The following is a 24,031-nucleotide window of genomic DNA, read 5'->3' on the forward strand; positions in this document are numbered from 1 at the left end:
GCACCGCGTGACTCCGGCATGCGGGCGACCTCACCGTCCCCGAAGAAAAAGGTTCTCCGTGTCCGTCTCCGTCATCCGCCGCCTCGCTTCCCCCAAGAAGACCCTCACCGCCGTCGCCGTGGCCGCCGCCACCGCCGGCATGGCCCTGACCGCGGCCCCCGCCCAGGCGGCGACTCCCACCGCCGCGGGCTCCGCCTCCGAGGCCAAGGCGATCGCGCACAAGATGATCCCGGACGCCACGCAGTTCACCGCGTTCAGCAACATCGTCCAGCACGAGAGCGGCTGGGACGTCGACGCCACCAACGCCTCCTCCGGCGCCTACGGCCTCGTCCAGGCGCTCCCCGGCTCCAAGATGGCCTCCGCCGGTTCCGACTGGAAGACCAACCCCAAGACCCAGATCAAGTGGGGCCTGGACTACATGAACTCCCGCTACGGCAGCCCGGCCGGCGCCTGGGCCTTCTGGCAGGCGAACGGCTGGTACTGAGCCGGACGGCACTGAGCCGAACCACCCCCCTTGACGCGAAAGCGGCGGCCCCTGATCCCCGGGCCGCCGCTTTCGCCTGCTCCGGACGCGCCACGTCACTCAGCGCCGACCCGCAGCTCCTTCACCCCGTTGATCCAGGCCGACCGCAGTCGCCGGGGATCCTCCAGGAGCCGCAGCCCGGGCATGGCGTCGGCCACGGCGTTGAAGATGAGGTCGATCTCCAGGACGGCGAGCGACTTGCCGAGACAGAAGTGCGGCCCGCCCCCGCCGAATCCGAGGTGGGGATTGGGGTCCCGGGTGACGTCGAACTCGTCGGGACGGTCGAACACCTCGGGATCGTGGTTGGCGGAGGCGTAGAAGAGCCCGACCCGGTCCCCCTTCCTGATCAGCTTGCCGCCCAGTTCGGTGTCCTGGGTGGCGGTGCGCTGGAAGGCGAAGACGGGGGTCGCCCACCGCACGATCTCCTCGGCGGCCGTGGCAGGCCGCTCCCGCTTGTACAGCTCCCACTGTTCGGGATGGGTGAGGAAGGCGTGCATCCCGTGGGTGATGGCATTACGGGTTGTCTCGTTGCCGGCGACGGCGAGCATCAGCACGAAGAACCCGAACTCGTCGGAGTTGAGGTTCCCCTCGTCCTCGGCGGCCACCAGCGTGGAGACGATGTCGTGCGCCGGGCACTGCTTCCGCTCGGCGGCCATGTTCATGGCGTACGCGATGATCTCGGCGGCGGACTGGGCGCCGACCTCCTCCGTGACGGCGTACTCGGGGTCGTCGTACGCGATCATCTTGTTGGACCAGTCGAAGATCTTCGTCCGGTCGTCCTGGGGGATGCCGATCAGCTCGGCGATGGCCTGGAGGGGCAGCTCGCAGGCGACGGACGTGACGAAGTCGAAGGGCCCGCCGGCCTCCCGCACCTCCGCGACGATGGCGGTGGCCCGCGCCCGGAGCCGCTCCTCCAACGCCCGGATGGAGCGCGGCGTGAACCCGCGCTGCACGATCTGCCGCACCCGGGTGTGCTCCGGCGGATCCATGTTGAGCATGATCAGCCGCTGGGCGTCGATCGAATCGCGCCGGATGTGCTCGTTGAAGCGGATGATCGCGGTGTTGAGGGTGGAGGAGAAGAGTTCCGGGTGGGTGGAGACGTACCTGACGTCGGCGTGGCGGGTCACCGCCCAGTACCCCTCGTCCTGGAACCCGGCCACGTTCCCCGACTGCGGGATCCAGCGGACCGGTTCGGCCCGGCGCAGCTCGGCCAGCTCCGGGAGGGGCACGCGGTGTTGCAGCAGGTCGGGGTCGGTGAAGTCGAACCCGTCGGGAAGCGCTGGACAGGGCATGGGCAGCTCCAGCCGGGGGCGGCTATGCGGGCGGCGTTACGGGCGAACCGTTTCTGACGGCCCATCAGAAATGGGTTGCGGCGAAGGTAGTTCAGGCACCCGAAGGCTGCAAGACCCTTGCGGTGACCCACATCACGTCAGCAGACTGCACAGCAGAAGAACTAGAACACGTACTAGTTCGAGAGGATCCGCACCCATGGCTGCCGAACCCGTGATCGTGGAAGCCGTCCGCACCCCCATCGGCAAGCGCGGCGGCGCGCTCGCCAATCTCCACCCCGCGTACCTTCTAGGCGAGACCTACCGCGAACTCCTCGGCCGGACCGGCATCCCCGCCGACGCCGTCGAGCAGATCGTCGGCGGCACGGTGACCCACGCCGGCGAACAGTCCATGAACCCCGCGAGGACGGCCTGGCTGACCATGGGCCTCCCCTACGAGACGGCCGCGACGACGGTCGACTGCCAGTGCGGCTCCTCGCAACAGGCGTCGCACATGACGGCGAACATGATCGCGGCGGGCGTGATCGACGTCGGGATCTCCTGCGGGGTGGAGGCGATGTCCCGCGTCCCCCTGGGCTCGGGCTCGAAGCACGGCCCGGGGAAGCCGTTCCCGGACGAATGGAACGTGGACCTCCCCAACCAGTTCGAGGCGGCGGAACGCATCGCGAGACACCGGGGACTGACCAGGGACGACGTGGACAGGCTGGGCCTCGCTTCCCAGGAGCGGGCGTCGGCGGCCTGGTCGGAGGAACGCTTCAAACGCGAGACCTTCGCCGTCCAGGTCCCGACGACGGAGGAGGAACAGGCCGCCGGCCAGGGCATGTGGCGCCTGGTGGACAGGGACGAGGGCCTGCGCGACACGTCGATGGAGGCTCTGTCCGGCCTGAAGCCGATCATGCCGAAGGCGGTGCACACGGCCGGCAACTCGTCCCAGATCTCCGACGGCGCCGCCGCGATCATGTGGGCGTCGAAACGGATGGCACGAGCCCTGAAGCTGAGGCCGAGAGCCCGGATAGTGGCCCAGGCGCTGGTGGGCGCGGACCCCCACTTCCACCTGGACGGCCCGATCGACGCGACGAAGGCGGTCCTGGGCAGGGCCGGGATGTCACTGAAGGACATCGACGTCGTCGAGATCAACGAGGCCTTCGCATCGGTGGTGCTGAGCTGGGCGAAGGTCTTCGACGCGGACCTGTCGAAGGTCAACGTCAACGGCGGCGCGATCGCCCTCGGCCACCCGGTCGGAGCGACGGGCGCCCGGCTCATCACGACGGCACTCCACGAACTGGAGCGCACGGACCAGGAGTTCGCCCTGATCACGATGTGCGCGGGGGGTGGCCTGGCTACCGGCACGATCATTCAGCGGCTGTAGAACCACCGGTCGCTTCGCGGCACCCCTCCTGCTCCGGCCGGGCCGTTGGCCTCGGCCTGGGCTGCTCGGTCCGTGTCCTCGGGCGCAACCCACCCGCCAGGGTCAACCGCGGCTTCCGGCTGCGGGTCCGACGTGACGCTGTGCGGGGTTCGGCGGAGGTCCTGCGCTCGCGGTGCCGCCGTCCTCGTCCTCGTAGGCGTCACGATCCCTGGGCCTCCGCCAGCCGGTCCACCTGCCGCTGCACCAACTCCCGGGGAAACGTCGCCTCCCTGTCCGCCTCCGTCTTGCGGAAGGCGGCGGTTGCCTTGCCAGTGCGTACGAAGACGTGGTCCTGGTGCATCACCATGCCGTCCTTCGTGGGGGTGGTGGTGCGGAAGGTCAGGGCCTCGTCTCCGACCTGTTCCTCTTGCGGAGCGTCCACGCCCGTGACCTCGGTCGTGTACGTGCCCGCGTACGACACCCCCGTATAGGACCGGCAGGTCCTCAGTCCCTCCCGCAGCCGGTCGAAGGCCCGCTCCGCCCCCTCGCCCTCGTACGAGGCCAGCGTGGACCCGCCGCCCCAGAGGTCGTCCTGCCAGTTGAAGACCTGACGTACGACGGCGGACGCGTCGTCGGCGGCCAGGACGTCGAGGACGTTCTGGCAGGACGCGTCGGAGACCGGCGGGAAGGTGCGTTCGGGTGTGGGAGCGGGGCTCTGCACGGGTGAGCCGTGGGAGTTCGGGACCTCGTCCGCCCGGAAGGCCAGCCTCCTCAGTTCCTCATGGCTGAGGGTTCTGCCCTCCGTCTCCTTCGCCGCCGTCCCGCCGGATCCCGCCGCGGTCTCCTGGCCGGAACAGCCCGACGCGGACAGCACCACGGCAACAGCCACGGCAACAGCCACGGCACCGACCAGCCGTCTCCATCCGTCGTCTGCGGACATGCGCCCTCCCCTCGGCAACCCGACCCGGCTCCCTACCGGTCGAGGATGATCTATCGCGAGGGTGAACGGGAGGTTAAGGCAGCGGGGACACCCTCACTTCCCGCACCTGCCGATTTCCGCCCACCCCCGCAACTCCCCTCACTAGCATGCGTCGTACTCGCCCCGCACTGGGGCGTCCGACCAAGGGGGGATCGGGGAACATGCTGACAGAAGCGCTGACCGCAGTCGCCGCCGGTGGCGGGATGGCCGTGGTGCAGGCCGCCGGATCGGACACCTGGGCCTGGTTCCGTACGCGCTGCGCGCGGCTCGTGGGACGGGGGGACGACGCCCGTGAGGCCGAGGCGCTGGAGCGGCTCGACCGGACCGCCGCCGCGGTGGCCGCCGCCGAGGAGGGTGAGCGGGAGCGGGTGCTGGCGGTGCACGCGGTGTTGTGGCAAGGGGAGTTCGCGTCGCTGCTGGAGTCCCTCGCCGAAGGAGACCGGGAGCGGTTCGTCGAGCGGCTCCGCTCGCTGGCCCGGGACTTCGGCAGCGAGCCCTCCGGTGGCGCGGTGACCGGCAACACCTTCCACGGGCCCACCGCCGTCCAGACCGGCGATCACAACCGGCAGGAGAACCACTTCGGGTCCGGCAGATGACGGTCCCCGACTCGGGGGAGATCCCCGGCGACGGCGAGAGCCCCCACTCCGGCGGGATTCGCGAAAACGCCCATTCCGGCGGGATGCACCGCTCCGGCGAGGTGTCCGGCAACGCCTTCCACGGCCCCACCGCCTTCCAGGTCGGCGCCCACAACACGCTCAACGTCCACCACCACACCACCACCGCCCCCGCCTCCCCGCTCGACGCCACCGCCGACGAACTCGCCCGGGTCGTCGGCGCCCAGTGGCAGGAGGAGGCCGGGCTGCGGCGGCTGCTGGAGCCCGCTCCGCTGCCCGTGCGGTGGCGGGTGAGCGAGCGGAGTGTGGCCGGGCGGGTCGTCGGGGCGACCGCCGAAGGGGGGCGGGCGCGGTTCGCGCCGTTGCCGGGTGTCGGTCCCACGACCCGGGCCCAGCTCCGGGGCGGCGGTGGGCTGCCCGAGCTGCACGCCGTCTACGGCGGGCTGGCCTCCGGCCGGCTGCTGCTCGTCGGTCCGCCGGCCGCGGGGAAGACGGCCGCCGCCGTACTGCTGCTCCTCGACGCCCTCGCGTACCGGGCGCGGGTCACCCCCGCGGACCGGGCCCGGGTGCCCGTTCCCGTGCTGCTCTCCCTCGACGGCTGGGACCCCGCCGAGGACAGCGCCACCGACTGGGCCGCGGGCCGGCTGACCCGCGAGTACACCCTGTTCCACGGGCGGGGCGGGCGCGACCGGGCCCGTGCGCTGCTGGAGTCGGGCCGGATCGCCCTCTTCCTGGACGGTCTCGACGAGGTGACCGGGCGGCTGCGCGGTGCGATGGTCAGCGCGCTGGAGGGAGCGCCGGCGCGGATCGTGCTCGTCTCCCGGGCCAGGGAGGCCGTCCTCACCGCGAAGAAGGCGCGGCTGGGCGGTGCCCTCGCGCTGGAGATCCAGCCGGTGCGGCCGGCCGACGCGGCCGCGTACCTCCTCAACCGTCTGCCTTCCCCGCCCCCGCCGGCCTGGCGGGCCCTGGCCGACCGGCTCCTCGACGAGCACGCGCCCGCGGAGAACGCCGTCGCCGCCGCCCTGGCCAACCCGCTCGCCATCGCCCTGCTGCGGGACGTCTACCGCGACGACGGCCCCGTCGACGAGCTCCTCGACCGGAGCCGGTTCCGCACCGCGGCCGCCGTCGAGAACCACCTCCTCGACCATGCCGTCACCGCCGCCTACACCCCCCGCCCGGGCCATCCCCGCCCCCGCTACTCCCCCGAGACCGCCGAGCGCACCCTCCGTCACATCGCCGCCCGTCTCACCCGCGACGGCACGCGCGACCTGCGCTGGTGGCACATACCGGGCTGGACGCGCCGACGGCCCCGGGTGATCGCCGTGTGGATCGTCTCCGCGGTGGTGTGCGGAGTGCCCTCCTTCCTCCTGGCCTGGCACATCGCCCCCACCCCGGTGACCGCCGTGCTGGGTCCCCTCGGGGCGGTCGGGGGCGGCTGGGCCGTCTCCCGGCGCGCCGCGGAACTCAGCGTCCCCCAGCCCCTGTCGAGCGCGGGCTGGCGTGACATCTTCACGTGGGGGACGGTCCTGTCGGGCATCGGGCAATGGCTGGTCGTGGGCACCGGGCTCGGCCTGGTGATGCCGATGCTGAACGACCACTCGCCGCCGTTCTGGTTCTGGTACCTGATCACCCTGCCCATCGGCTACAGCGAGCTACTGGTGACGGGCCGCGGGTACGAGATCGTCGCCCGTGCGCCCTTCCTCTCGCTCGGCGCGGGAGGCCGGTACGACAAGGTACGAGAGGGATACGCCCGGCCTCCGGTGGTGGACACGCGGTCGGTGGGCCCGCGTGACGTATGGCGCCACCACATAAGGTTGCGTCTTCTCCTGGGGCTTCTGACCGGCTGGGCCCTCGGGCTGTACGTCGGTCCCATCCTGGTCTGGACGCAGAACCTGCTGTCGGGCGCGCTGTTCGCCGTGACGGCCGTGCTCTGGACCGGCGCCCTCGCCGGCCTCGCCGGCAACCTCGCCGTCGCCACCGCCCTCACCGCCGTACAGCTGCACGCCGAGGAGGGCACCCCGGTGCGGCTGATGCACTTCCTGGAGGACGCCCGTCGCCGCAACCTGCTGCGGGCGACGGGCCCCGTCTACCAGTTCCGGCACGCGCGGCTCCAGGAGCGGCTGGCGGCGCGGGAGTAGTCAGCTCGGTGCCGGGTCCTTCTGCGGCACCGCGGGCTCGAGGACCGCCTTCGGCACCACGGCCGGCCGGGCCCGCGGCCCCTGGAACAGGTACGCCAGTCCGAAGCCGGCCACGACGACCACCGCGCCGCCGACCGCGTCCAGCACCCAGTGGTTGCCGGTCGCCACGATCGCCGACACCGTGAAGAGCGGATGCAGCAGGCCCAACGCCTTCATCCACCCCTTCGGCGCCACCAGGGCGATCACCAGCCCGCACCACAGCGACCACCCGAAGTGCAGCGACGGCATGGCCGCGTACTGGTTGGTCAGCGCCGTCAGCGTGCCGTAGTCGGGCTTCGAGAAGTCCTGCACGCCGTGCACCGTGTCGATGATGCCCAGCGTCGGCATGAGGCGGGGCGGGGCCAGCGGGTACAGCCAGAAGCCGAGCAGCGCCAGCAGGGTCGCGAAGCCCAGCGAGGACCGCGCCCAGCGGTAGTCCACCGGCCGCCGCCAGTACAGAACGCCCAGCACGGACAGCGGCACCACGAAGTGGAAGGACTCGTAGTAGAAGTCGAAGAAGTTCCGCAGCCAGTCGACCCCGACCACCCAGTGGTTGACCGCGTGCTCGATGTCGATGCGCAGAGCGCGCTCGGCGTCGAGGATCTGCCGGCCGTGGATCTCCGCCCGCTCCCGGCCCCCGGTCGCCGCCAGCCGCACCTGCTGGTACGCCGCGTACGTGACGCGGATGAGCAGCAGCTCCAGCAGCAGGTTGGGGCGGGTCAGGACCCGGCGCAGGAACGGCAGCAGCGGCACGTACGCCCACCGCGTCGGCACCGGCGCCGCGTACTCCGTCGGAACCGGCGCGCGGTAGTACTCCGACGTCCGCGACAGGAACGGCACGGCCGTCGCCGCGGCCACCGCCGCCAGCAGCACCACGTTGTCCCGCAGCGGGTGCAGCGCCGGCATGTTCGGCAGCATCATCTTCGCCGGCAGGGTCATGACGAGGACGACGGCCACCGGCCAGACCGGGCGGTCCGAGGCCCGCTTGCCCACCCGGCCCACCACCGCCAGCAGCACCCACAGCAGCTGGTGCTGCCACGTCGTCGGCGATACGGCGATCGCCGCGCAGCCCGTGATCGCGACCGCCAGCAGCAGCTGGCCGTCGCGGGCGTAGTGCACCGCCCGGCGGACGCCGAGGACGGCGACGGCCGCGCCCAGGACCAGGAACAGGCCGATCTCCAGCGGGCCGGAGAGGCCGAGGCGCAGGAGGGCGCCGTGCAGGGACTGGTTGGCGAGGGCGTCCGCCTGGCCGCCGAGGCCGACGCCCGCCATGTGGTGGACCCAGTAGGTGTACGAGTCGCGCGGCATCGCCGCCCAGGCGAGCAGGGTCGAGGCGGCGAAGGTGGCGCCCGTGGAGAGGGCGGCCCGGCGGCGGTCCGTGAACCACAGCAGGGCGACGAAGAGGAGCACCGTCGGCTGGAGGGCGGCCGCCAGACCGATCAGGACGCCGCCCGCCCGCCGGCCCCGGACGACGAAGCAGCCGAGCAGGACGAGCAGGACCGGGATGATGCTGGTCTGGCCGAGCCAGAGGGTGTTGCGGACGGGGAGGGACAGCATGAGCAGGCTGATGGCCACCGGGGCGGCCAGGAGCGAGGTGCGTCTGCTCACCGGTTGGGGCAGGGCCCGCGCGACCACCAGGCCCAGGGCCGCGACCAGCAGCAGCGTGCCGAAGGTCCAGCCCCAGCCGAGGGCCTGTTCCGCCGCCCGGGTGAAGGGCTTGAGGACGAACCCGCCGAAGGGGGTGCCCGTGAAGCGTGTGGAGTCGTAGAGCGAACCGTTGACGTGCAGTACGCCGTCGGGTCCGACCCAGGTCTCCAGGTCCGTCAGCCGCTCTCCGCGCGGGGTGCCGAGGACGACGGCCACCTGCCGGACGGCGAGGACCGCCGCGACCAGCCACAGGCCGAGGCGGGCCACGCGCAGGCGTGCCCTCGCCGTGTCGACCGCCGCCGCCCCGAAGGGTTCCGCCGGTCGCCCGCTGTGCTCCGCATTCGCCACGCCTCGTCGGCCTCCCGCCCCGTCTTCCCACGCATCCCCTGCGTGAGGTGCCTCCGCGAACCTTATGAGGCTCGCGCCACCCCCGGACAGAGACGCAGGCCGCTCCGCATTCACCTGACGTCCGCTCTCCTTTTGTCCGGAAGACGATAGTGGTGCGGGGGGAGGGTTGCCTGCGCGGGGTGCGATGTGGATCACAGCACGAACGGAACCGGCCCTTCGGCCACACCGTCGTGGCCACCACGGCCGTGATCGCCGGCGGTACGCGTGGGGGCAGCCGCTCGTCGGGCCGCGGTCGGCCGGATCGGCGATGCCGGCTCCGCCTGTGCAGCCCGGCTCTCCCCCGCCCCCCTCATCCCCTGGTCCGAACGGCTGAATTCCGCCGACCGGGCTCCCGTGAGGTCCGGTCGGCGGGGAACCCCGGCAGGGCCGGGCGCCGTCGGCACGACCAGTCAGCGTTTCCTGGCTAGATTGTCCGAGGCATGTCCTAGGTATGTCAGGCATGTCCTGGGTATGTCAGGTACACGAGAGGCAGAGCGCATGAGCGAGTCGCAGGTCTGGGACGCCGTCGACGCCTACTTCATCACCCACCTCGCCCCCGACGACGAGGTGACCACGGCCGCGCTGCGCGACAGCGAGGCGGCCGAACTCCCACAGGTCAACGTCACGGCGAACCAGGGCAAGCTGCTGCAGCTGCTCGCCCAGATCCAGGGGGCGCGCAACATCCTCGAGATCGGCACGCTCGGCGGGTACAGCACGATCTGGCTGGGGCGCGCGCTCCCGGCCGACGGCCGGCTGATCTCGCTGGAGTACAACCCACGGCACGCGGAGGTCGCCACCCGCAACATCGCCCGCGCGGGACTCGACAAGCAGGTCGAGGTGCGGGTGGGCCCGGCCCTGGAGTCGCTGCCGCTGCTGGCGGACGAGAACCCGCCCCCGTTCGACCTGGTCTTCATCGACGCCGACAAGGCCAACAACGCCAACTATCTGGAGTGGGCCCTCAGGCTCACCAGCACGGGCAGCCTGATCGTCGTCGACAACGTCGTCCGGGGCGGCCGGGTGGTCGAGGCCGACAGCGACGCGGGGGACGTGCGCGGCACCCGCGCCGCGATCGAACTCATCGGCTCGCACCCGAGGTTGAGCGGCACCGCGATCCAGACGGTGGGCGCCAAGGGCTACGACGGGTTCGCGCTGGCGCGCGTCCTGGCGTAGCCCCGGGACACCCCCTGGCCCGTGGGGGCCGTGGGGCTAGGCCTCGTGGTAGAAGCCCACGTTGACGCTGCGCGGCCCGGTGCGGTCCACGACGACGAGCTCTCCGTTGCCGCCCCGGGGCAGCTGCACGGTCCCGCCGTACGCGACGGTCTGGGCGTACTCGCCGACCACCAGCCGGACCTCGGACGACGGGTCCGGCTGGGAGCCGCGCAGCCAGGTGACCTGCCAGACGCCCTCGGGTCCGCACAGGAACTCCAGGTGGACGCGGGAGACGAACAGCCAGTCCTCGGGCGTCACGAGGCGGCAGACGGACTTGTCCCGGCCCACCCGCAGCACGGCGCCCGGGTCGCTGGGCGCGTCGGCCATGAGCATGCCGGCCGTGGCACCCTCTTCCGTCCCCGAGACGGTGGCCATGGTGAGTTCGAGCACGTGCGCTCCTCGTGAGGTGTCCGACAGTGGCTTGAGTGACCTTGTACAGCGGCCGCATAGTAAATCGCCCGGCACCGTCGCGTCCGGCACAATGGACGCATGACCGAGCGAAAGCCACCCGGCGTCCCGTTCGAGTCCTTCGTCGACAAGCAGATCCATGACGCGCAGCGACGCGGCGACTTCGATCAACTCCCGGGCGCGGGCAAGCCGTTGGCCCCGGGCACCGACACCTCGTACGACGAACTGTGGTGGATCAGGCGCAAGATGGCGCGCGAGGGTCTCTCGGTGCTTCCGCCGGCGCTCGCGCTGCGCAAGGAGGCGGAGGACGCCCTCGCGGCGGCGTACACGGCCCCTTCGGAACGCCTCGTCCGGAAGATCATCACGGACGTCAACGTGAAGCTCCGCGACATGATGTTCAAGCCGCCGCCCGGCCCCCCGCTGGGCATGAAGCCGTACGACGTCGAGGCGGTCGTACGGGAGTGGCGGGAGCGCCGGGCGGCGGAAACCGACTGATCCGTCAGCCCATGGACCAGGCCGTCAGCCGATGGTCCGGGCCGTCGGGCCAGGGGCCGGTCAGCCCGTGGGCCAGGGCGTCGGCCAGCTCGGCCGACTCAGCCCCGGTCAGCCCTGGACCAGAGTGTCGGCCCAGGCCGGACCCAGCCGATCGGCGAGCCGGCCGCTCGGGCCGGCTCGCAGCCGATCGGACCGTCACATGTGCAGCAGCCGCTCCGTCAGTTCGCGGTAGTCCCGCAGGGCCAGGCGGAGCTGCTCGGTGTCGGCGGTCGTGACGGTGTCGTCCTTCGCGCCGTCCGCGAGCTGCCAGGAGCCGCGCAGGGTGCGGCGGCGGCGGTTCACGGCGTCGGTGAAGCGTGCGGCCAGCTCCTCCAGGACGTGGTCCGCCTCCTCGACGGCGTCCCGGGGACGGTCGACGAACTCGGCGACCGCGTGCTGGATGCGCGCGGTGAGCTTGTCGCACTCCTCGTTCGGGAGCAGCGGTGAGGCGGGGGAGGACTGGGCGCCCCGGGCGTCGTGAGCGCCGGTGCCGGCGGTCGTCGCGCCCTTGGCGTCACCGCCCTCCCCGGCGGCCCTGGCTCCCCTCGCGTCCCTGTTCTCCTCGACGAACGCGCCCCGCATCTCCGCGGTCGTCGCCGGGGCCTCCTGGCCTCCGGTGACCACGGGAGGCCGCTGCTGATGCCGCGTGCCCCACCGGTCGTCGCCGCTCGATGTCACGTCGGGCATCCCTCTCAGCCTTCCTTCGTCTGGTGCCGGTGGAAGCCCCACGGCAGGTGGTGGCCCTCGCGGGCCCGGGTGTCCCGGCCGTCCGCCGGCCGGTTCCGTGCGTGGCGGCCGTGCTCGGGCCGGCCCTGCCCCACCAGTTCGTCGAAGAGGGCACGGGCCTCGACCATGGCCGACCGCAGGTCCTCGGTGCCGGTCGCCCGGCCGTCCTGCGAGCCGCCGTCGCCGTTCACGCGCGCGGCGTGGTGCACGTGCCGGTAGCCGTTCACGTGGTCCGCGTGGTGCACGGCCAGCGCGGCGACCTGCTCCTCGTACTGCCCGCCGTCCGGGTAGCCCCGGGCGCCGGCCAGCTCCGCGACCAGTCGGTCGGCCTCGGCGACCGCCTCGCGGGGCGAGTCGACGAAGCGCTCCTGCGCGGCCGTCCAGCGGGCCTCGAACCGCTCGCGTTCCGCGGGCTCCAGCGGCCGCTCACGCAGCCCGCCGTGCCGCTCCACGAGGGCGCCGAGTTCCCGCTCGGCCGCCTTGACGTCCCCGTCGTGCCGGGCCACGGCCCGGTCGTACTCGGGCCCGAAGCGCTGCTTCAGGCTGCGTCCTCCTCCGTGCGACCCTCGGGCCCGCACGGCCAGGACCGCCGCGACCGCGATGACGGCCGCCACGATCACGATCAGAGCGATGATCACGCCTGTGGACATGGTTGCCTTCCGGTGTTTCGGCCCCGCGGGCCGGTTCACGGTTCGGGTTGCCCGGACGGCGCCGGACAAACGGCGCCCGCTCCGGCCGCAGCCGCCGCGCGCACCGGTCCGGGCCCGTTATTCGGTTGCGGAGCGGTCCCGCCCCCTCCCCACAATGGCCGCCATGAGCTGGACGATCACCCCGGAACCCGTGGGCTCCGCCGTCGCCGCCGCGCTGTGGCGGGCGTACTACACGGAGGTCAGCGACCGCTGGTACCTGCGGCACGAGGGACGCCGGACCGATCCCGACGAGCTGGAGCGGGAGATCGCCGCCAACGCGGGAGACGGGCTGGAGCCGCCGAAGGGGCGGTTGCTGGTCGCGCGGTACGGCGGTGAGCCGGCCGGCAGCGCGGGCGTACGGCTGGTGGACGCGGCGACCGCCGAACTCAAGCGGGTGTTCCTGCTGCCGCGGGCGCGCGGCAGGGGTGGCGCGGCCCTGCTCGTGGGTGCCGCCGAGGAGGCCGCCCGCGCGCTCGGCGCCGGACGGATGATCCTCGACACCCGCAGCGACCTCACCGAGGCCCGCACCCTGTACGCCCGGCTCGGTTACACGGAGACCGAGGCGTACAACGACGATCCGTACGCCGAACACTGGTTCGCGAAGGACCTCGCCCTCGACTGAGCGCCCGTCCCCGCGAGCCTGCCGCCCCGCGAGCCCCCAGCCGCAGCCGAGCCGGCGCCCACCCGCCCCAACCACCCAGCCACCTCCAGCCTCCGGCCTCCTGCCTTTCAGGGTTCAGCCCTCCAGGCCTCCAGCCACCAGCCCCCACCCGAGACACTCGCCCCCGCCGGCTCAGCCGAGTCGCGCCGCCGCTCGGTCGTCGTGCGGCTGTTCGCGGTCGGAGCCGCACAGTTCGCTGTTGAGTTCCTTCACCAGCTGGACCAGGTCCGTGGGGCGGTCGGGGCCCCACCAGTCGCCCAGCAGCTCGGCCAGCGACTCCTCGCGGACCCGGGCGAGCCGTTCGGCGACCTCGCGGCCCTCGGGGGTCAGCAGCAGGTCGAGGCCCTCGCGGACGGCGAGACGGCGCCCCTCGATCTGGCGGGAGGCCTCCAGGATCGCGGACAGCGGGACGTTGGTGCGCTCGGCGAGGACGCCGGGTTCGACACTGCCGTACCGCTTGATCCGCAGCAGCATCCAGCTCGCGGCCGGGAGGAGGTCGTAGCCGGCCCGGTCGGTGATCCTGCGGTAGATCTCGCGGCGGCCCTCCCGGGTGCCGAGGACGGACAGCGCCCGGCACACCTCGTCGTACGACGACCGCTCGACGGGGTTGCTGGCGAGGGTCTCGGTGACGTCCGGGGCGGTGACCGAGCCGCGCAGGCGGTCCTCCCTCAGGAACCAGGCGAGGACGAAGCCGAGGAGCACGACGGGGGCGGCGTACAGGAAGACGTCCGTGATGGAGGACGCGTACGCGTCCAGGACCGGCGGGCGCAGGGCGGGCGGCAGGTCGCCGATGACGCGCGGGTCGGCCTCCAGCGCGTCGACGGAGACCCCGGCCGGGAGGTCGACGCCCCGGAAGGCGTCCGCGAGCTTGTCGCCGAGACGGCCCGCGAAGACCGTGCCGAAGACGGCGACGCCGAAGGACGCGCCGATCGAGCGGAAGAAGGTCGCGCCGGAGGTGGCGACGCCGAGGTCCTCGTAGGTGACCGCGTTCTGCACGATGAGGACCAGGACCTGCATGACCAGGCCGAGGCCCAGGCCGAAGACGAAGAAGTACGCGCTCATCTCGGCCGTGGGGCTCCGCACGTCGAGCTGGTGCAGGAGGAGCAGGCCGATGGTGGTGACGGCGGTGCCGGCGACCGGGAAGACCTTCCAGCGGCCGGTGCGGCTGACGATCTGCCCGGACACCGTCGACGACAGCAGCATGCCGGCCACCATCGGCAGCATGTGCACGCCCGACATGGTCGGCGAGACGCCCTGCACGACCTGGAGGAAGGTCGGCAGGTACGTCATCGCGCCGAACATCGCGAAGCCGACGATGAAGCTGATGACGGCGGAGAGGGTGAAGGTGCGGATGCGGAACAGCTTGAGGGGCAGGACGGGTTCGGCCGCCCTCCGCTCCACCGCCACGAACGCGACGGCGAGCACGACGCCCAGGACGGCGAGCCCGACGATCTGCGGCGAGCCCCAGCCCCAGGTGGTGCCGCCGAGGGAGGCCACGAGAACCAGACAGGTGGCGACGGAGGCGATGAGGAAGGTGCCGAGGTAGTCGATGACGTGCCGCGTCGCCCTGCGCGGGATGTGCAGGACGGTCGCGATGACGGCGAGCGCGACGACGCCCACCGGGAGGTTGACGTAGAACACCCAGCGCCAGCTCAGATGCTGGGTGAACAGGCCGCCGAGAAGGGGGCCGAGGACGCTGGTGGCGCCGAAGACCGCGCCGAACAGCCCCTGGTAGCGGCCGCGTTCACGGGGCGGGACGAGGTCGCCGACGATCGCCATCGACAGCACCATCAGCCCGCCGCCACCCAGGCCCTGCACGGCCCGGAAGGCGATGAGCTGCGGCATGTTCTGCGCCATCCCGCACAGCGCCGACCCGATCAGGAAGATGACGATCGCGGTCTGGAACAGCCTCTTGCGCCCGTACTGGTCACCCAGCTTGCCCCACAGCGGGGTCGCGGCCGTGGCCGCCAGCAGGTACGCCGTGACCACCCAGGACAGGTGCTCCATGCCGCCGAGTTCGCTGACGATGGTCGGCAGCGCGGTCGACACGATCGTCTGGTCGAGGGCGGCGAGCAGCATGCCGAGCAGCAGTGCTCCGATCGAGACGAGGACGTTGCCGGGGACGTGTTCCTGACGCGGATCCCCCGTCCTGGCATGCGCGTCCAAGGCCATGGATGCCTCCCGAGGCTCACGTGACACCTTCCATCGTGATCGGTGTGTCCCGTTATGGCCTCTCGAGTCCTGTCGGAACCCCCTATTCCGGGGGGGCATCGACAGGCGGTTGTGTGGAGGATCTGCATAATCTCTGGAGTTCGCATGGGGGAAGGACGAACAAGTGAACGAACCGACGGGACAGCAGGGGTGGGCAGGGCGGCACGGACTTCCGTGCCCGGAGTGCGGAGCGCTCCGCGCGGCGGACAACACCCCTTCGTGCGCCTGCGCCCAGCGGGCGTCCGAGGCCCTGCGCGACACCCGGGAGGCGGAGGCGGCCGCGGCGGGGGACTTCGATCCGCTGCGGATTCGGCCTTACGTGGACCTCGGTGACCTCGGTGACCTCGGTGGCCGGGGGGACGGCACCGGGGAAAGCGGAGAGTCCGGGGAGGCCGGCGAGGGCCGTGCGGGGGCGGCGGAGGTCTCCGCGGCCGACGCGACGACACGCTTACCGGCGGTGTCCGACGACACCATGCCGGTACCGACGATCTCCGACGCGACCCGGCCCGCGCCTACGGCGTCCGACGTGACCAAGCCTGTGCCTACGGCTTACGACGCGACCAGGCCCGTGCCCATGGCGGCCGACGCGAGCAGGCCCGTACCGATGGCGTCCGACGCGACCATGCCCTTGCGCGCGGTGGAGCCGGACGGTCCGGATCCGCGGGCGGCGGCGCTTCCCACGCCCCTCGCCGCGGCGCCCTCCGAGCCCAGCGCCGCCGACCTCAGCCTGTTCGGGGCGGGTCGCGCCGACGGGAGCGGTGCGTACGCCGACGACGAGCGGCCGCACGGCCGACGCCGCCGTACGCTGCTGATCGCGAGCGCCGGTGCGGCCGTGGCCGTCATCGCGGCGGCGGGGTTCGCGAGCGGGCTGTTCACCTACGAGGCGCCGACCCGCGACGGCGCCGCCCCCGAGGGCGTGCGGGCGGCCGTGCCGGACCCCTCGACGAGCGCGGCCTCCGTGTCACCGTCGGCGAGCCGCTCCGCGTCCCCGTCGGCCTCCTCCAGCGCCTCTCCGTCCCCGTCCGAGAGCGCCGGCCCCACACCGTCCCCGTCGGCCTCCAGCGCCTCGCCGTCGGCCTCTCCGACGGCCGAGCCGAGCCCGAGCGAGCCGACCGCACGGGTCACGGGCTCCCTGGTCCCGGGGAACGGCGCCGACGAGGCCGAGAACAGCCCCGAGGCCACCGTCCTGCGGCGCGGCGACCGCGGAGCCGAGGTGACCGAACTCCAGTCGCGACTGCGGCAGTTGTACCTCTACAACGACGAGGCGGACGGGGTGTTCGACAGCGACGTCGAGCAGTCCCTGCGCAACTACCAGTGGTCGCGGGGGATCCAGGACGACGAGCTGGGCGTGTACGGGGCGGCCACGCGGCAGAAGCTGGAGTCGGAAACGAAGGAGCCGTGACGCCGGGCGCCGGCAGCCCCGCCCGAGCACCGAGAGCAGGGCGGGGGAAGCACCCCCGTGAGCGCCGAGGGCGGACGGGAAACACCCCGAGAGGAGGGCGGAGGAGGAACCCCGCGAGCACCGAAGGCGGACGCGAAGCACCCGAGTGACGGGAAGCACCCGAGCCGAGGGCACAGGAGGCCCCCCACGAGCGCCGAGGCGGACGCGAAACACCCCGAGTCGAGGGCACAGGAGGCCCTCGCGAGCACCGGGCAGCGCGGCCGTCTCCCCCGCCGCCTCCCGGCCGTCTCCCCGGCCCTCTCCCGAGCGTCGCCCGGGCCGACGTCTCACCCGACGTGCAGGCGAACGCCCTCCCCCACCGGCTCCACCCGCACCCGCGTCAGGTCCCGCACCACCAGGTCAGGCCTGTGGAAGCCGGCGCGAGGCCCTACCCCCACGACCCTCATCCCGGCGGAGCGCCCGGCGGCGATCCCCGCCCCGGAGTCCTCGAAGACCACGCAGTCACCGGGATCGACCCCCAGTTCGGCGGCCCCCTTCAGGAAGCCCTCGGGATCCGGCTTGCTCGCGCCCACCGACTCGGCCGTGATCCGCACCTCGGGCAGCGGGAGCCCGGCGGCGGCCATCCGGGCCGTGGACAGCGGCACGTCGGCGGACGTCACCAGCGCGTGCGGCAGCCCTCGCAGCGAGGCCAGGAACTCCGCGGCGCCGGGCACCGCCACCACGCCGTCCATGTCGGCGGTCTCCTCCGCCAGCATCCGCGCGTTGTCGGCCATGTTCTGCTCCATCGGCCGGCCGGGCAGCAGCAGCGCCATCGACGCGTACCCCTGCCGGCCGTGCACGACCTTCATCACCTCGTCGCCGTCCAGCCCGTGCCGGTCGGCCCAGCGCCGCCAGACGCGCTCCACGACGGCGTCGGAGTTGACGAGGGTGCCGTCCATGTCGAGCAGGAGGGCGCGGGCGGTGAGGACGGTGGCCGTCATCGGCAGCTCCAGGCAGGGGGAGACGAACTCCAGGCAGGGGGAGAGAAGACACGGCTGACCCCCCGGAGGGACAAGGCGGCCCCGCCCGCCGGTCAGGGAAAACGGGCGGGAGCCACTTTGTTCCTCCACGGTACAAAACAATGCCGGGCTCACGCCACCCTTCCGGGCAAGCGTTCATCCGCCGTTCAGCTCGCCGGCCGCCGCCGCCCGCGTCAGCCCGCCGCCGCCCCGCGTCAGCCCGCGACCGCCTCCCACAGGCTCCACACGCCGAGGGCGAGCATCAGCACGGCCGCGAGCTGCGTGATCAGCTTCAGCGGCACCCGCTTCATCAGGGCCTTTCCGCCGACGATGCCGAGCCCGGCCACCGCCCACAGCGCGAGCACCGCGCCGAGGCCGACGGAGAGCGGGTCGTCGTAGCGGGCGGCGAGGTTCGCCGTCATGATCTGGGTGAGATCGCCGAACTCGGCGACGAGGATGAGCATGAAGCCCGCCCCGGAGACCTTCCAGAAGGACTGGTTCTCCGGCCTGCGGACCTCCTCCTCGTCCTCGTCCTTCCTCATCAGCAGCACGGCCGCGCCGCCCAGGAAGAGCACGCCGGTCAGCGCGTGCACGATCTGCTGCGGGAGCAGGGTCAGCACGCTTCCGGCCGCGACGGCGAGCGCGACATGCAGCGCGAAGGCGGCGGCGACGCCGGCGAAGACGTAGGAGGCGCGGTAGCGGGTGCCGAGGACGAGGCCGGCGAGGGCGGTCTTGTCCGGGAGTTCGGCGAGGAAGACGACGCCGAAGACGAGCGCCGTCACGGTGAAGCTGATCAAGGGTCCTCAATCGGTCGGGGCCGCCCCACCGAGAGTGCTGCTTCCTTCGCGCAAGACGCCTCGGCACGGCAGCACACACGTCACCCGCGCCGTACGGCACGGATGTGCACTGCTTGCCGAAGGTCTCGCTGGCCGACCCGTGACGGGCCTGCCTCCGGGCGCCGGCTCGGCCGTCACGAGGACGAGCTGAGCAGTGTGTCGACGGTCCGGCGAAGAGCTACTCCCCTTCTGCGCCGTCCATGGTACGTGACCCTCACACCGATGCCGTAGGGCCGATGTCACGTCACGGATTCCGTCACACGCCTCGTGTCATGTACGCGTCATTAGCTTCTTACCGCGCGCACACCTCCCCGCAACGCGGCACCGCGAGCATTCCCCCGCTCGCACCGCAACACCCCACACCCCCAAGGGAGTTCGCATGTCGAATTTCTACGCGCGTCGACGGGTCAGCATACTCGCGGCGCTCACCGGTCTCCTAGCCGCCGTCGCGCTCCTCAACTCCCCGACCGCCTCCGCGGCCCTGCCCACCCCGGTCAGCGCCACCACCGCTCGCACCTACCTCGCCTCGCTCACCGTGGCGACCGAGGACCGCACCGGCTACAGCCGCGATCTCTTCCCGCACTGGATCACCATCAGCGGCAGCTGCAACACCCGTGAGACGGTCCTCAAGCGCGACGGCTCCAGCGTCGTCACCGACTCCGCGTGCGCCTCCACCAGCGGCAGCTGGTACTCCCCGTACGACGGCGCCACCTGGACCGCGGCCTCCGACGTCGACATCGACCACCTCGTCCCGCTGGCCGAGGCCTGGGACTCGGGCGCCGACGCCTGGACCACCTCCCGGCGCCAGGCCTTCGCCAACGACCTGACCCGCCCGCAGCTCATCGCCGTCACCGACAACGTCAACCAGGCCAAGGGCGACCAGGACCCGGCCACCTGGATGCCGTCGGTCAGCTCCTACCGCTGCACCTACGTCCGCGCCTGGGTGCAGGTGAAGTACTACTACGGCCTCTCCGTCGACTCCGCCGAGAAGAGCGCGCTCACCGGCTACCTGAACAACTGCTGATCCGGAATCTCCCCACCGGCCTCCGTCGTTCCGTACCGTACGGGGCGACGGAGGAGGCGATCACGTGGCCGGACTGCGGCTGGGACCCCTGCTGAGATACGCCGACGGATCGTCCGCGACCGTCTGGGTCGAAGCGAGCCGTCCGTGCGCCGCCGAGGTGCGCTGCGCCGACGGCTCCGGCGGCGCGGCCCGCACCTTCCAGGTGGCGGGCCACCACTACGCCCTGGTACCGGTGACCGGCCTGACACCGGGCACGGAGACCGCGTACGAGGTGTTCCTCGACGGCACGCGCGCGTGGCCGCCGCCCGACGGCACCTTCCCGCCGTTCCCGCCCTCCGTCATCCGCACCCGGGCCGACGGCGACGACGTGCGCGTGGCCTTCGGCTCCTGCCGGTGGGCGGCGCCCCCGGCCGACGAGAAGGACCCGGTGGGCCCCGACGCCCTGGACAGCCTGGCCACGCGCGTGGCCGCCGACCCGCGGGGCGAGCGGCCCGACGTCCTGCTGCTGCTCGGCGACCAGGTGTACGCCGACGAGACCTCCGGCGCGACGCAGCGGCGTATCGCGGCCCGCCGCGACCTCTCCGAACCGCCCGGCACCGAGGTCGCCGACTACGAGGAGTACACCTGGCTCTACTACGAGTCCTGGCTCGACCCCGCGGTCCGCTGGCTGCTGTCCACCGTCCCCACCTGCATGATCTTCGACGACCACGACGTCATCGACGACTGGAACACCTCCGCCGCCTGGCTCGCCGGCATGCGGGCCACCCCGTGGTGGCGCGAGCGGATCCTGAGCGGGCTGATGTCGTACTGGGTCCACCAGCAGATCGGCAACCTCTCCCCGGCCGAACTGGCCGCCGACCCGCTCTACGCGGCCGTACAGGAGGCCCCCGACGGCACCGACGTGCTGCGCGACTTCGCCTGCCGCGCGGACCAGGACCTCGCCTCCGTGCGCTGGAGCTACCGGCGCGACTTCGGACGGGTCCGGCTGCTGATGGTGGACACCCGGGCCGCGCGGGTGCTGGAGGAGGGCGGGCGGGCGATGCTCGACCCGGGGGAGGCCGCGTGGCTGCGCGAGCAGGCCCTCGACGGGCGGGACTCCTACGACCATCTCCTCGTCGGCACCTCCCTGCCCTGGCTGCTGCCGCACCTGGTGCACGACGCCGAGGCGTGGAACGCCGCCCTGTGTCGGGGCGAGCGGGGCGAGCGATGGGCACGGATCGGGGAGCGAGTGCGGCAGGCGGCCGATCTGGAGCACTGGGCCGCCTTCCCGGACTCCTTCACCGCGCTCACCGAACTGCTCGCGGAGGTCGGTACGGGGGCCCAGGCGCCGGCGAGCGTGCTCGTGCTGTCCGGGGACGTGCACCACGCGTACATCGCCGAGCCGCGCTGGCCGGCGGCCGCTCCCGACGCGCGGGTGCTGCAACTCACCTGCTCCCCCGTCCACAACTCCATCCCGCTGTCGATACGGGTCAGCTTCCGTTTCGGGTGGAGTGCCGTGGCCCGCGCCCTCGGACGCCGCCTGGCACGGCACGGGCGCTGTCCCCGGCCCGTCGTGGACTGGCGGAAGACCGGCGGGCCCTGGTTCGGCAACCAGCTCATGACGCTGACGCTGCGCGGCCGTTCGGCCCGGCTGCGGCTGGAGCAGGCGCGGGTGAAGGGCGGGCTGACAACCGTGGAGGAAACCGACGTGACCCGCTGAAGCGGGACGACAGGGGCCAGTGGGACCGGCGTTGGCTTCCGTGGTGCCCGAGGGCATGATGAGGCGGACCGTCCGCTTCCATCGGGCGGTCACTCCATCGCGCCCCACACGCCCGGGAGTCATCCCCTTGTCCTCAGTGAATGCGGAACCGGCGTCGCACCTGGAAGCGCCGGCGCCGCTCGCCGTCGCCCTCGTCGGCGCCGGGCCGCGCGGCACCAGCGTCCTGGAACGCCTCTGCGCCTCCGCGCCGGAACTCCTCCCGCCCGGGGCGCGCCTGACGGTCCACGTCGTCGACCCGGCCCCGCCCGGACCGGGCCGCGTGTGGCGCACGGCGCAGTCGCGGGAGCTGCTGATGAACACCGTGGCCTCCCAGGTGACCCTGTTCACCGACGACAGCGTGGACTGCGCGGGCCCTGTCCGGCCGGGCCCCAGCCTGCACGAGTGGGCGGGCGGCGAGCTGGGCCCGGACGAGTACCCGACCCGCGCCCACTACGGCCGCTATCTGGAGTGGGTGTTCGCCCGGACGGTGCGCCAGGCCCCGCCCGCGGTACGGGTGGAGACGCACACGGCCCGCGCGGTGCGGCTCGACGACGCCGCCGACGGCCGCCAGGTGCTCACCCTGGACGACGGCCGGGTGCTGCCCGGCCTGTCCGCCGTGGTCCTCGCGCAGGGCCATCTGCCGGTGGTCGCCGACGCGGCCCGGCAGCGGCACGCCGCCTACGCCGAACGGCACGGCCTGCGTCACGTCCCGCCCGCCAACCCGGCCGATGTCGACCTCTCCTCGCTGGCCCCCGGCGAACCGGTGCTGCTGCGCGGCCTGGGCCTCAACTTCTTCGACCACATGGCGCTGCTGACGACCGGCCGGGGCGGCCGCTTCGTCACCGGCCGCCGGGGCCTGCGCTACCTGCCCTCCGGCCGGGAGCCGCGCCTGTACGCCGGCTCCCGGCGCGGCGTCCCGTACCAGGCGCGCGGTGACAACGCCAAGGGCCCCTACGGCCGCCACACCCCGCTCGTCCTCACCCCGGAGGTGATCTCCGGCTTCCGCAAGCGCGCGGACTCCGGTGAGGCGCCCGACTTCCTGGCGGAGATATGGCCGTTGGTGGCGAAGGAGGTGGAGACGGTGTACTACGCGGCGCTCGTACGGCGCCCGGAGTTCACCGACCGCTTCCTCGCCGTCCCGCACCGCGATCCCCGCGAGGCCGCCGTGCTCGACGAGTTCGGCGTGGCGGAGGCCGACCGCTGGAGCTGGGACCGGCTCTCCCGGCCGTACGCCGGACGGGAGTTCGCGCACCCGGGACAGTGGCGGGAGTGGCTGCTGGCGTATCTGCGGAAGGACGCCGAGGAGGCGGCGCGGGGCAATGTGCGCGGGCCGCTGAAGGCGGCCCTGGACGTGCTGCGGGACCTGCGCAACGAGCTGCGGCTGGTCGTGGACCACGCGGGGGTCACCGGCGCCTCCCGCCGGGACCACCTCGACCGCTGGTACACCCCGCTCAACGCCTTCCTCTCCATCGGCCCGCCCCGCCGCCGTACGGAGGAGCTGGCCGCGCTGGTCGAGGCGGGGGTGGTGGAGGTGCTGGGTCCCCGGCTGGAGGTGCGGGAGGAGGACGGGGCCTGGCGGGCGCACTCCCCGGACGTGTCCGGCTCGGCCGTCCGTGTGACGACCCTCATAGAGGCCCGGCTCCCGGAACCGGATCTGCGGCGCACCGCCGACAGCCTCCTCGCCGGGCTGCTGAAGACCGGGCAGTGCCGCCCGCACACGGTCGACGGGTACGTGACCGGTGGACTGGACGTGACCCAGCGGCCCTACCACCTGATAGACCGTCAGGGTCGGCCGCACGCCCGGAGGTTCGCCTTCGGGGTGCCCACGGAGGGGGTGCACTGGGTGACCGCGGCGGGCGCCCGCCCGGGAGTGGACTCGGTCACGCTCTCGGACGCCGACGCGGTGGCGAGAGCGGTCCTGCGCGCGGCGGCGACGGAATCGGACTCCCGAGCGGACCCGCAAGCGGAATCCGAGCCATGGCCAAATGTTGAACTTGCAAGCATCGATTAGGTCCGCCTACCGTGGGTCGCTCATTCGGTACCGCCGCCCCCACCGGCCGGTCCGTCCCCAGGACCGGTCGTCATGACCGACACCGAAGGAGTACCCCCCACATGTCCGCTCGTCTCGACACCGCGCAGCCGTACGCGATCGGTCTGTTCCGGATCGTCGTCGGACTGCTCTTCGCCTGCCACGGTGCCGCCACGGTCTTCGGCGTCCTCGGCGGCGCCGACGGCGCCGGCGGCACCACCGCCACCGGGACCTGGCCGAACTGGTACGCGGCCGTGATCCAGCTGGTCTGCGGCAGCCTGGCCGTGCTCGGCCTCGGCACCCGCGCCGCCGCGTTCCTCGCCTCGGGCTCCATGGCGTACGCGTACTTCAAGGTCCACCAGCCGCAGGCGCTGTGGCCGATGGAGAACGGCGGCGAGGCCTCCGCGATGTTCTGCTGGGCCTTCCTGCTGCTGGTCTTCACCGGATCCGGCGCGCTCGGCCTGGACCGGCTGTTCGCCAAGCGGACGGCTCAGGAACAGCAGCCTGCGGCGCGGAAGTCCGCGGTCACCGCCTGAGCGGATCCGGCCACGACCGGCCCGGCCGGTGCCAAGGGCGCCCTTCCCCACCGCTCGGGGAGGGCG

Annotated in this window: 21 protein-coding genes; 12 read left to right on the top strand and 9 right to left on the bottom strand. The window is 72.7% G+C overall.

Going from position 1 to position 24,031, the window contains the following annotated elements; translation table 11 throughout:
* Positions 1-58: 58 nt before the first annotated feature.
* Positions 59-484 carry a transglycosylase SLT domain-containing protein gene (locus tag ACF1A1_RS03135; protein ID WP_391644850.1) on the top strand — a complete coding sequence of 142 codons (426 nt, stop codon included), beginning with the start codon at positions 59-61 and terminating at the stop codon, positions 482-484.
* Between the two features lie 95 nt (positions 485-579).
* Here the strand turns inward: ACF1A1_RS03135 and ACF1A1_RS03140 are convergent, their stop codons facing one another.
* The gene (locus ACF1A1_RS03140; RefSeq protein ID WP_391644852.1) at positions 580-1,815 is read right to left on the bottom strand and encodes a cytochrome P450; all 1,236 of its coding nucleotides are present in this window, start codon (positions 1,813-1,815) and stop codon (positions 580-582) included.
* A 196-nt stretch (positions 1,816-2,011) separates the two neighbouring features.
* Here ACF1A1_RS03140 and ACF1A1_RS03145 point away from each other — a divergent pair, with 196 nt between their 5' ends.
* The gene (locus tag ACF1A1_RS03145) at positions 2,012-3,181 is read left to right on the top strand and encodes a steroid 3-ketoacyl-CoA thiolase (protein WP_391644854.1); all 1,170 of its coding nucleotides are present in this window, start codon (positions 2,012-2,014) and stop codon (positions 3,179-3,181) included.
* A 199-nt stretch (positions 3,182-3,380) separates the two neighbouring features.
* Here ACF1A1_RS03145 and ACF1A1_RS03150 read toward each other — a convergent pair whose 3' ends face one another.
* Positions 3,381-4,100: a hypothetical protein gene (locus ACF1A1_RS03150; RefSeq protein ID WP_391644856.1), complete on the bottom strand. Its 720-nt coding sequence runs from the start codon at positions 4,098-4,100 to the stop codon at positions 3,381-3,383.
* A 200-nt stretch (positions 4,101-4,300) separates the two neighbouring features.
* Here ACF1A1_RS03150 and ACF1A1_RS03155 point away from each other — a divergent pair, with 200 nt between their 5' ends.
* Both ACF1A1_RS03155 and ACF1A1_RS03160 read left to right on the top strand, forming a co-directional pair.
* A complete protein-coding gene (locus ACF1A1_RS03155; protein ID WP_391644858.1) occupies positions 4,301-4,735 on the top strand; it encodes a hypothetical protein in 435 nt (144 codons plus the stop codon).
* The gene (locus ACF1A1_RS03160; RefSeq protein ID WP_391644860.1) at positions 4,732-6,891 is read left to right on the top strand and encodes a hypothetical protein; all 2,160 of its coding nucleotides are present in this window, start codon (positions 4,732-4,734) and stop codon (positions 6,889-6,891) included. The genes ACF1A1_RS03155 and ACF1A1_RS03160 overlap by 4 nt, the downstream gene beginning before the upstream one ends.
* Here the strand turns inward: ACF1A1_RS03160 and ACF1A1_RS03165 are convergent, their stop codons facing one another.
* Complete coding sequence (locus ACF1A1_RS03165; RefSeq protein WP_391644862.1) at positions 6,892-8,925, bottom strand: bifunctional glycosyltransferase 87/phosphatase PAP2 family protein; 2,034 nt, start codon at positions 8,923-8,925, stop codon at positions 6,892-6,894.
* 537 nt (positions 8,926-9,462) lie between these two features.
* On the opposite strand from ACF1A1_RS03165, the gene ACF1A1_RS03170 reads away from it, so the two are divergent.
* A complete protein-coding gene (locus ACF1A1_RS03170) occupies positions 9,463-10,134 on the top strand; it encodes an O-methyltransferase (RefSeq protein ID WP_391644864.1) in 672 nt (223 codons plus the stop codon).
* 36 nt (positions 10,135-10,170) lie between these two features.
* Here the strand turns inward: ACF1A1_RS03170 and ACF1A1_RS03175 are convergent, their stop codons facing one another.
* Entirely contained in the window at positions 10,171-10,563 is a 393-nt protein-coding gene (locus ACF1A1_RS03175; RefSeq protein WP_391644866.1) for a hypothetical protein, read from the bottom strand.
* A gap of 99 nt (positions 10,564-10,662) precedes the next feature.
* On the opposite strand from ACF1A1_RS03175, the gene ACF1A1_RS03180 reads away from it, so the two are divergent.
* Positions 10,663-11,076, top strand: coding sequence for a DUF1992 domain-containing protein (locus ACF1A1_RS03180; protein WP_391644868.1), 414 nt, complete (start codon positions 10,663-10,665; stop codon positions 11,074-11,076).
* A 195-nt stretch (positions 11,077-11,271) separates the two neighbouring features.
* On the opposite strand, the gene ACF1A1_RS03185 is transcribed toward ACF1A1_RS03180, so the two are convergent.
* Positions 11,272-11,802: a hypothetical protein gene (locus ACF1A1_RS03185; protein ID WP_391644870.1), complete on the bottom strand. Its 531-nt coding sequence runs from the start codon at positions 11,800-11,802 to the stop codon at positions 11,272-11,274.
* A 5-nt stretch (positions 11,803-11,807) separates the two neighbouring features.
* Positions 11,808-12,491: a hypothetical protein gene (locus tag ACF1A1_RS03190; RefSeq protein WP_391644872.1), complete on the bottom strand. Its 684-nt coding sequence runs from the start codon at positions 12,489-12,491 to the stop codon at positions 11,808-11,810.
* 163 nt (positions 12,492-12,654) lie between these two features.
* Between ACF1A1_RS03190 and ACF1A1_RS03195 the strand changes: the two genes are divergently transcribed.
* The gene (locus ACF1A1_RS03195; RefSeq protein WP_391644874.1) at positions 12,655-13,152 is read left to right on the top strand and encodes a GNAT family N-acetyltransferase; all 498 of its coding nucleotides are present in this window, start codon (positions 12,655-12,657) and stop codon (positions 13,150-13,152) included.
* 171 nt (positions 13,153-13,323) lie between these two features.
* Here the strand turns inward: ACF1A1_RS03195 and ACF1A1_RS03200 are convergent, their stop codons facing one another.
* The gene (locus ACF1A1_RS03200) at positions 13,324-15,363 is read right to left on the bottom strand and encodes a DHA2 family efflux MFS transporter permease subunit (protein WP_391644876.1); all 2,040 of its coding nucleotides are present in this window, start codon (positions 15,361-15,363) and stop codon (positions 13,324-13,326) included.
* A 163-nt stretch (positions 15,364-15,526) separates the two neighbouring features.
* Here ACF1A1_RS03200 and ACF1A1_RS03205 point away from each other — a divergent pair, with 163 nt between their 5' ends.
* Complete coding sequence (locus tag ACF1A1_RS03205) at positions 15,527-16,804, top strand: peptidoglycan-binding protein (RefSeq protein ID WP_391644878.1); 1,278 nt, start codon at positions 15,527-15,529, stop codon at positions 16,802-16,804.
* A 326-nt stretch (positions 16,805-17,130) separates the two neighbouring features.
* On the opposite strand, the gene ACF1A1_RS03210 is transcribed toward ACF1A1_RS03205, so the two are convergent.
* Together ACF1A1_RS03210 and ACF1A1_RS03215 are read right to left on the bottom strand one after the other, a co-directional pair.
* A complete protein-coding gene (locus ACF1A1_RS03210) occupies positions 17,131-17,784 on the bottom strand; it encodes an HAD family hydrolase (RefSeq protein WP_391644880.1) in 654 nt (217 codons plus the stop codon).
* A 233-nt stretch (positions 17,785-18,017) separates the two neighbouring features.
* Entirely contained in the window at positions 18,018-18,599 is a 582-nt protein-coding gene (locus ACF1A1_RS03215) for a TMEM165/GDT1 family protein (RefSeq protein WP_391644882.1), read from the bottom strand.
* A 418-nt stretch (positions 18,600-19,017) separates the two neighbouring features.
* Here ACF1A1_RS03215 and ACF1A1_RS03220 point away from each other — a divergent pair, with 418 nt between their 5' ends.
* The 4 genes from ACF1A1_RS03220 to ACF1A1_RS03235 all read left to right on the top strand — a co-directional run bounded on the left by ACF1A1_RS03220 (position 19,018) and on the right by ACF1A1_RS03235 (position 23,965).
* Positions 19,018-19,662 carry an HNH endonuclease family protein gene (locus ACF1A1_RS03220; protein ID WP_391644884.1) on the top strand — a complete coding sequence of 215 codons (645 nt, stop codon included), beginning with the start codon at positions 19,018-19,020 and terminating at the stop codon, positions 19,660-19,662.
* Positions 19,663-19,726: 64 nt separating this feature from the next.
* A complete protein-coding gene (locus ACF1A1_RS03225; protein WP_391644886.1) occupies positions 19,727-21,361 on the top strand; it encodes an alkaline phosphatase D family protein in 1,635 nt (544 codons plus the stop codon).
* Between the two features lie 127 nt (positions 21,362-21,488).
* Positions 21,489-23,411 carry an FAD/NAD(P)-binding protein gene (locus ACF1A1_RS03230; RefSeq protein WP_391644888.1) on the top strand — a complete coding sequence of 641 codons (1,923 nt, stop codon included), beginning with the start codon at positions 21,489-21,491 and terminating at the stop codon, positions 23,409-23,411.
* A 101-nt stretch (positions 23,412-23,512) separates the two neighbouring features.
* On the top strand, positions 23,513-23,965 hold the full coding sequence (locus ACF1A1_RS03235) for a DoxX family protein (protein WP_391644890.1): 453 nt from the start codon (positions 23,513-23,515) through the stop codon (positions 23,963-23,965).
* Positions 23,966-24,031: the final 66 nt, after the last annotated feature.

Origin of the sequence: Streptomyces sp. NPDC014995, from assembly GCF_043080745.1 — a bacterium.
GTDB lineage: Bacteria > Actinomycetota > Actinomycetes > Streptomycetales > Streptomycetaceae > Streptomyces.

Excerpts from the sequence above, each read along its gene's own strand:
- ACF1A1_RS03180 (WP_391644868.1), top strand. The coding sequence starts at position 10,663 with ATGACCGAGCGAAAGCCACCCGGCGTCCCGTTCGAGTCCTTCGTCGAC.
- ACF1A1_RS03210 (WP_391644880.1), bottom strand. The coding sequence starts at position 17,784 with ATGACGGCCACCGTCCTCACCGCCCGCGCCCTCCTGCTCGACATGGAC.
- ACF1A1_RS03145 (WP_391644854.1), top strand. The coding sequence starts at position 2,012 with ATGGCTGCCGAACCCGTGATCGTGGAAGCCGTCCGCACCCCCATCGGC.
- ACF1A1_RS03185 (WP_391644870.1), bottom strand. The coding sequence starts at position 11,802 with ATGCCCGACGTGACATCGAGCGGCGACGACCGGTGGGGCACGCGGCAT.
- ACF1A1_RS03220 (WP_391644884.1), top strand. The coding sequence starts at position 19,018 with ATGTCGAATTTCTACGCGCGTCGACGGGTCAGCATACTCGCGGCGCTC.
- ACF1A1_RS03195 (WP_391644874.1), top strand. The coding sequence starts at position 12,655 with ATGAGCTGGACGATCACCCCGGAACCCGTGGGCTCCGCCGTCGCCGCC.
- ACF1A1_RS03235 (WP_391644890.1), top strand. The coding sequence starts at position 23,513 with ATGTCCGCTCGTCTCGACACCGCGCAGCCGTACGCGATCGGTCTGTTC.
- ACF1A1_RS03140 (WP_391644852.1), bottom strand. The coding sequence starts at position 1,815 with ATGCCCTGTCCAGCGCTTCCCGACGGGTTCGACTTCACCGACCCCGAC.
- ACF1A1_RS03155 (WP_391644858.1), top strand. The coding sequence starts at position 4,301 with ATGCTGACAGAAGCGCTGACCGCAGTCGCCGCCGGTGGCGGGATGGCC.
- ACF1A1_RS03160 (WP_391644860.1), top strand. The coding sequence starts at position 4,732 with ATGACGGTCCCCGACTCGGGGGAGATCCCCGGCGACGGCGAGAGCCCC.
- ACF1A1_RS03170 (WP_391644864.1), top strand. The coding sequence starts at position 9,463 with ATGAGCGAGTCGCAGGTCTGGGACGCCGTCGACGCCTACTTCATCACC.
- ACF1A1_RS03190 (WP_391644872.1), bottom strand. The coding sequence starts at position 12,491 with ATGTCCACAGGCGTGATCATCGCTCTGATCGTGATCGTGGCGGCCGTC.
- ACF1A1_RS03200 (WP_391644876.1), bottom strand. The coding sequence starts at position 15,363 with ATGGCCTTGGACGCGCATGCCAGGACGGGGGATCCGCGTCAGGAACAC.
- ACF1A1_RS03150 (WP_391644856.1), bottom strand. The coding sequence starts at position 4,100 with ATGTCCGCAGACGACGGATGGAGACGGCTGGTCGGTGCCGTGGCTGTT.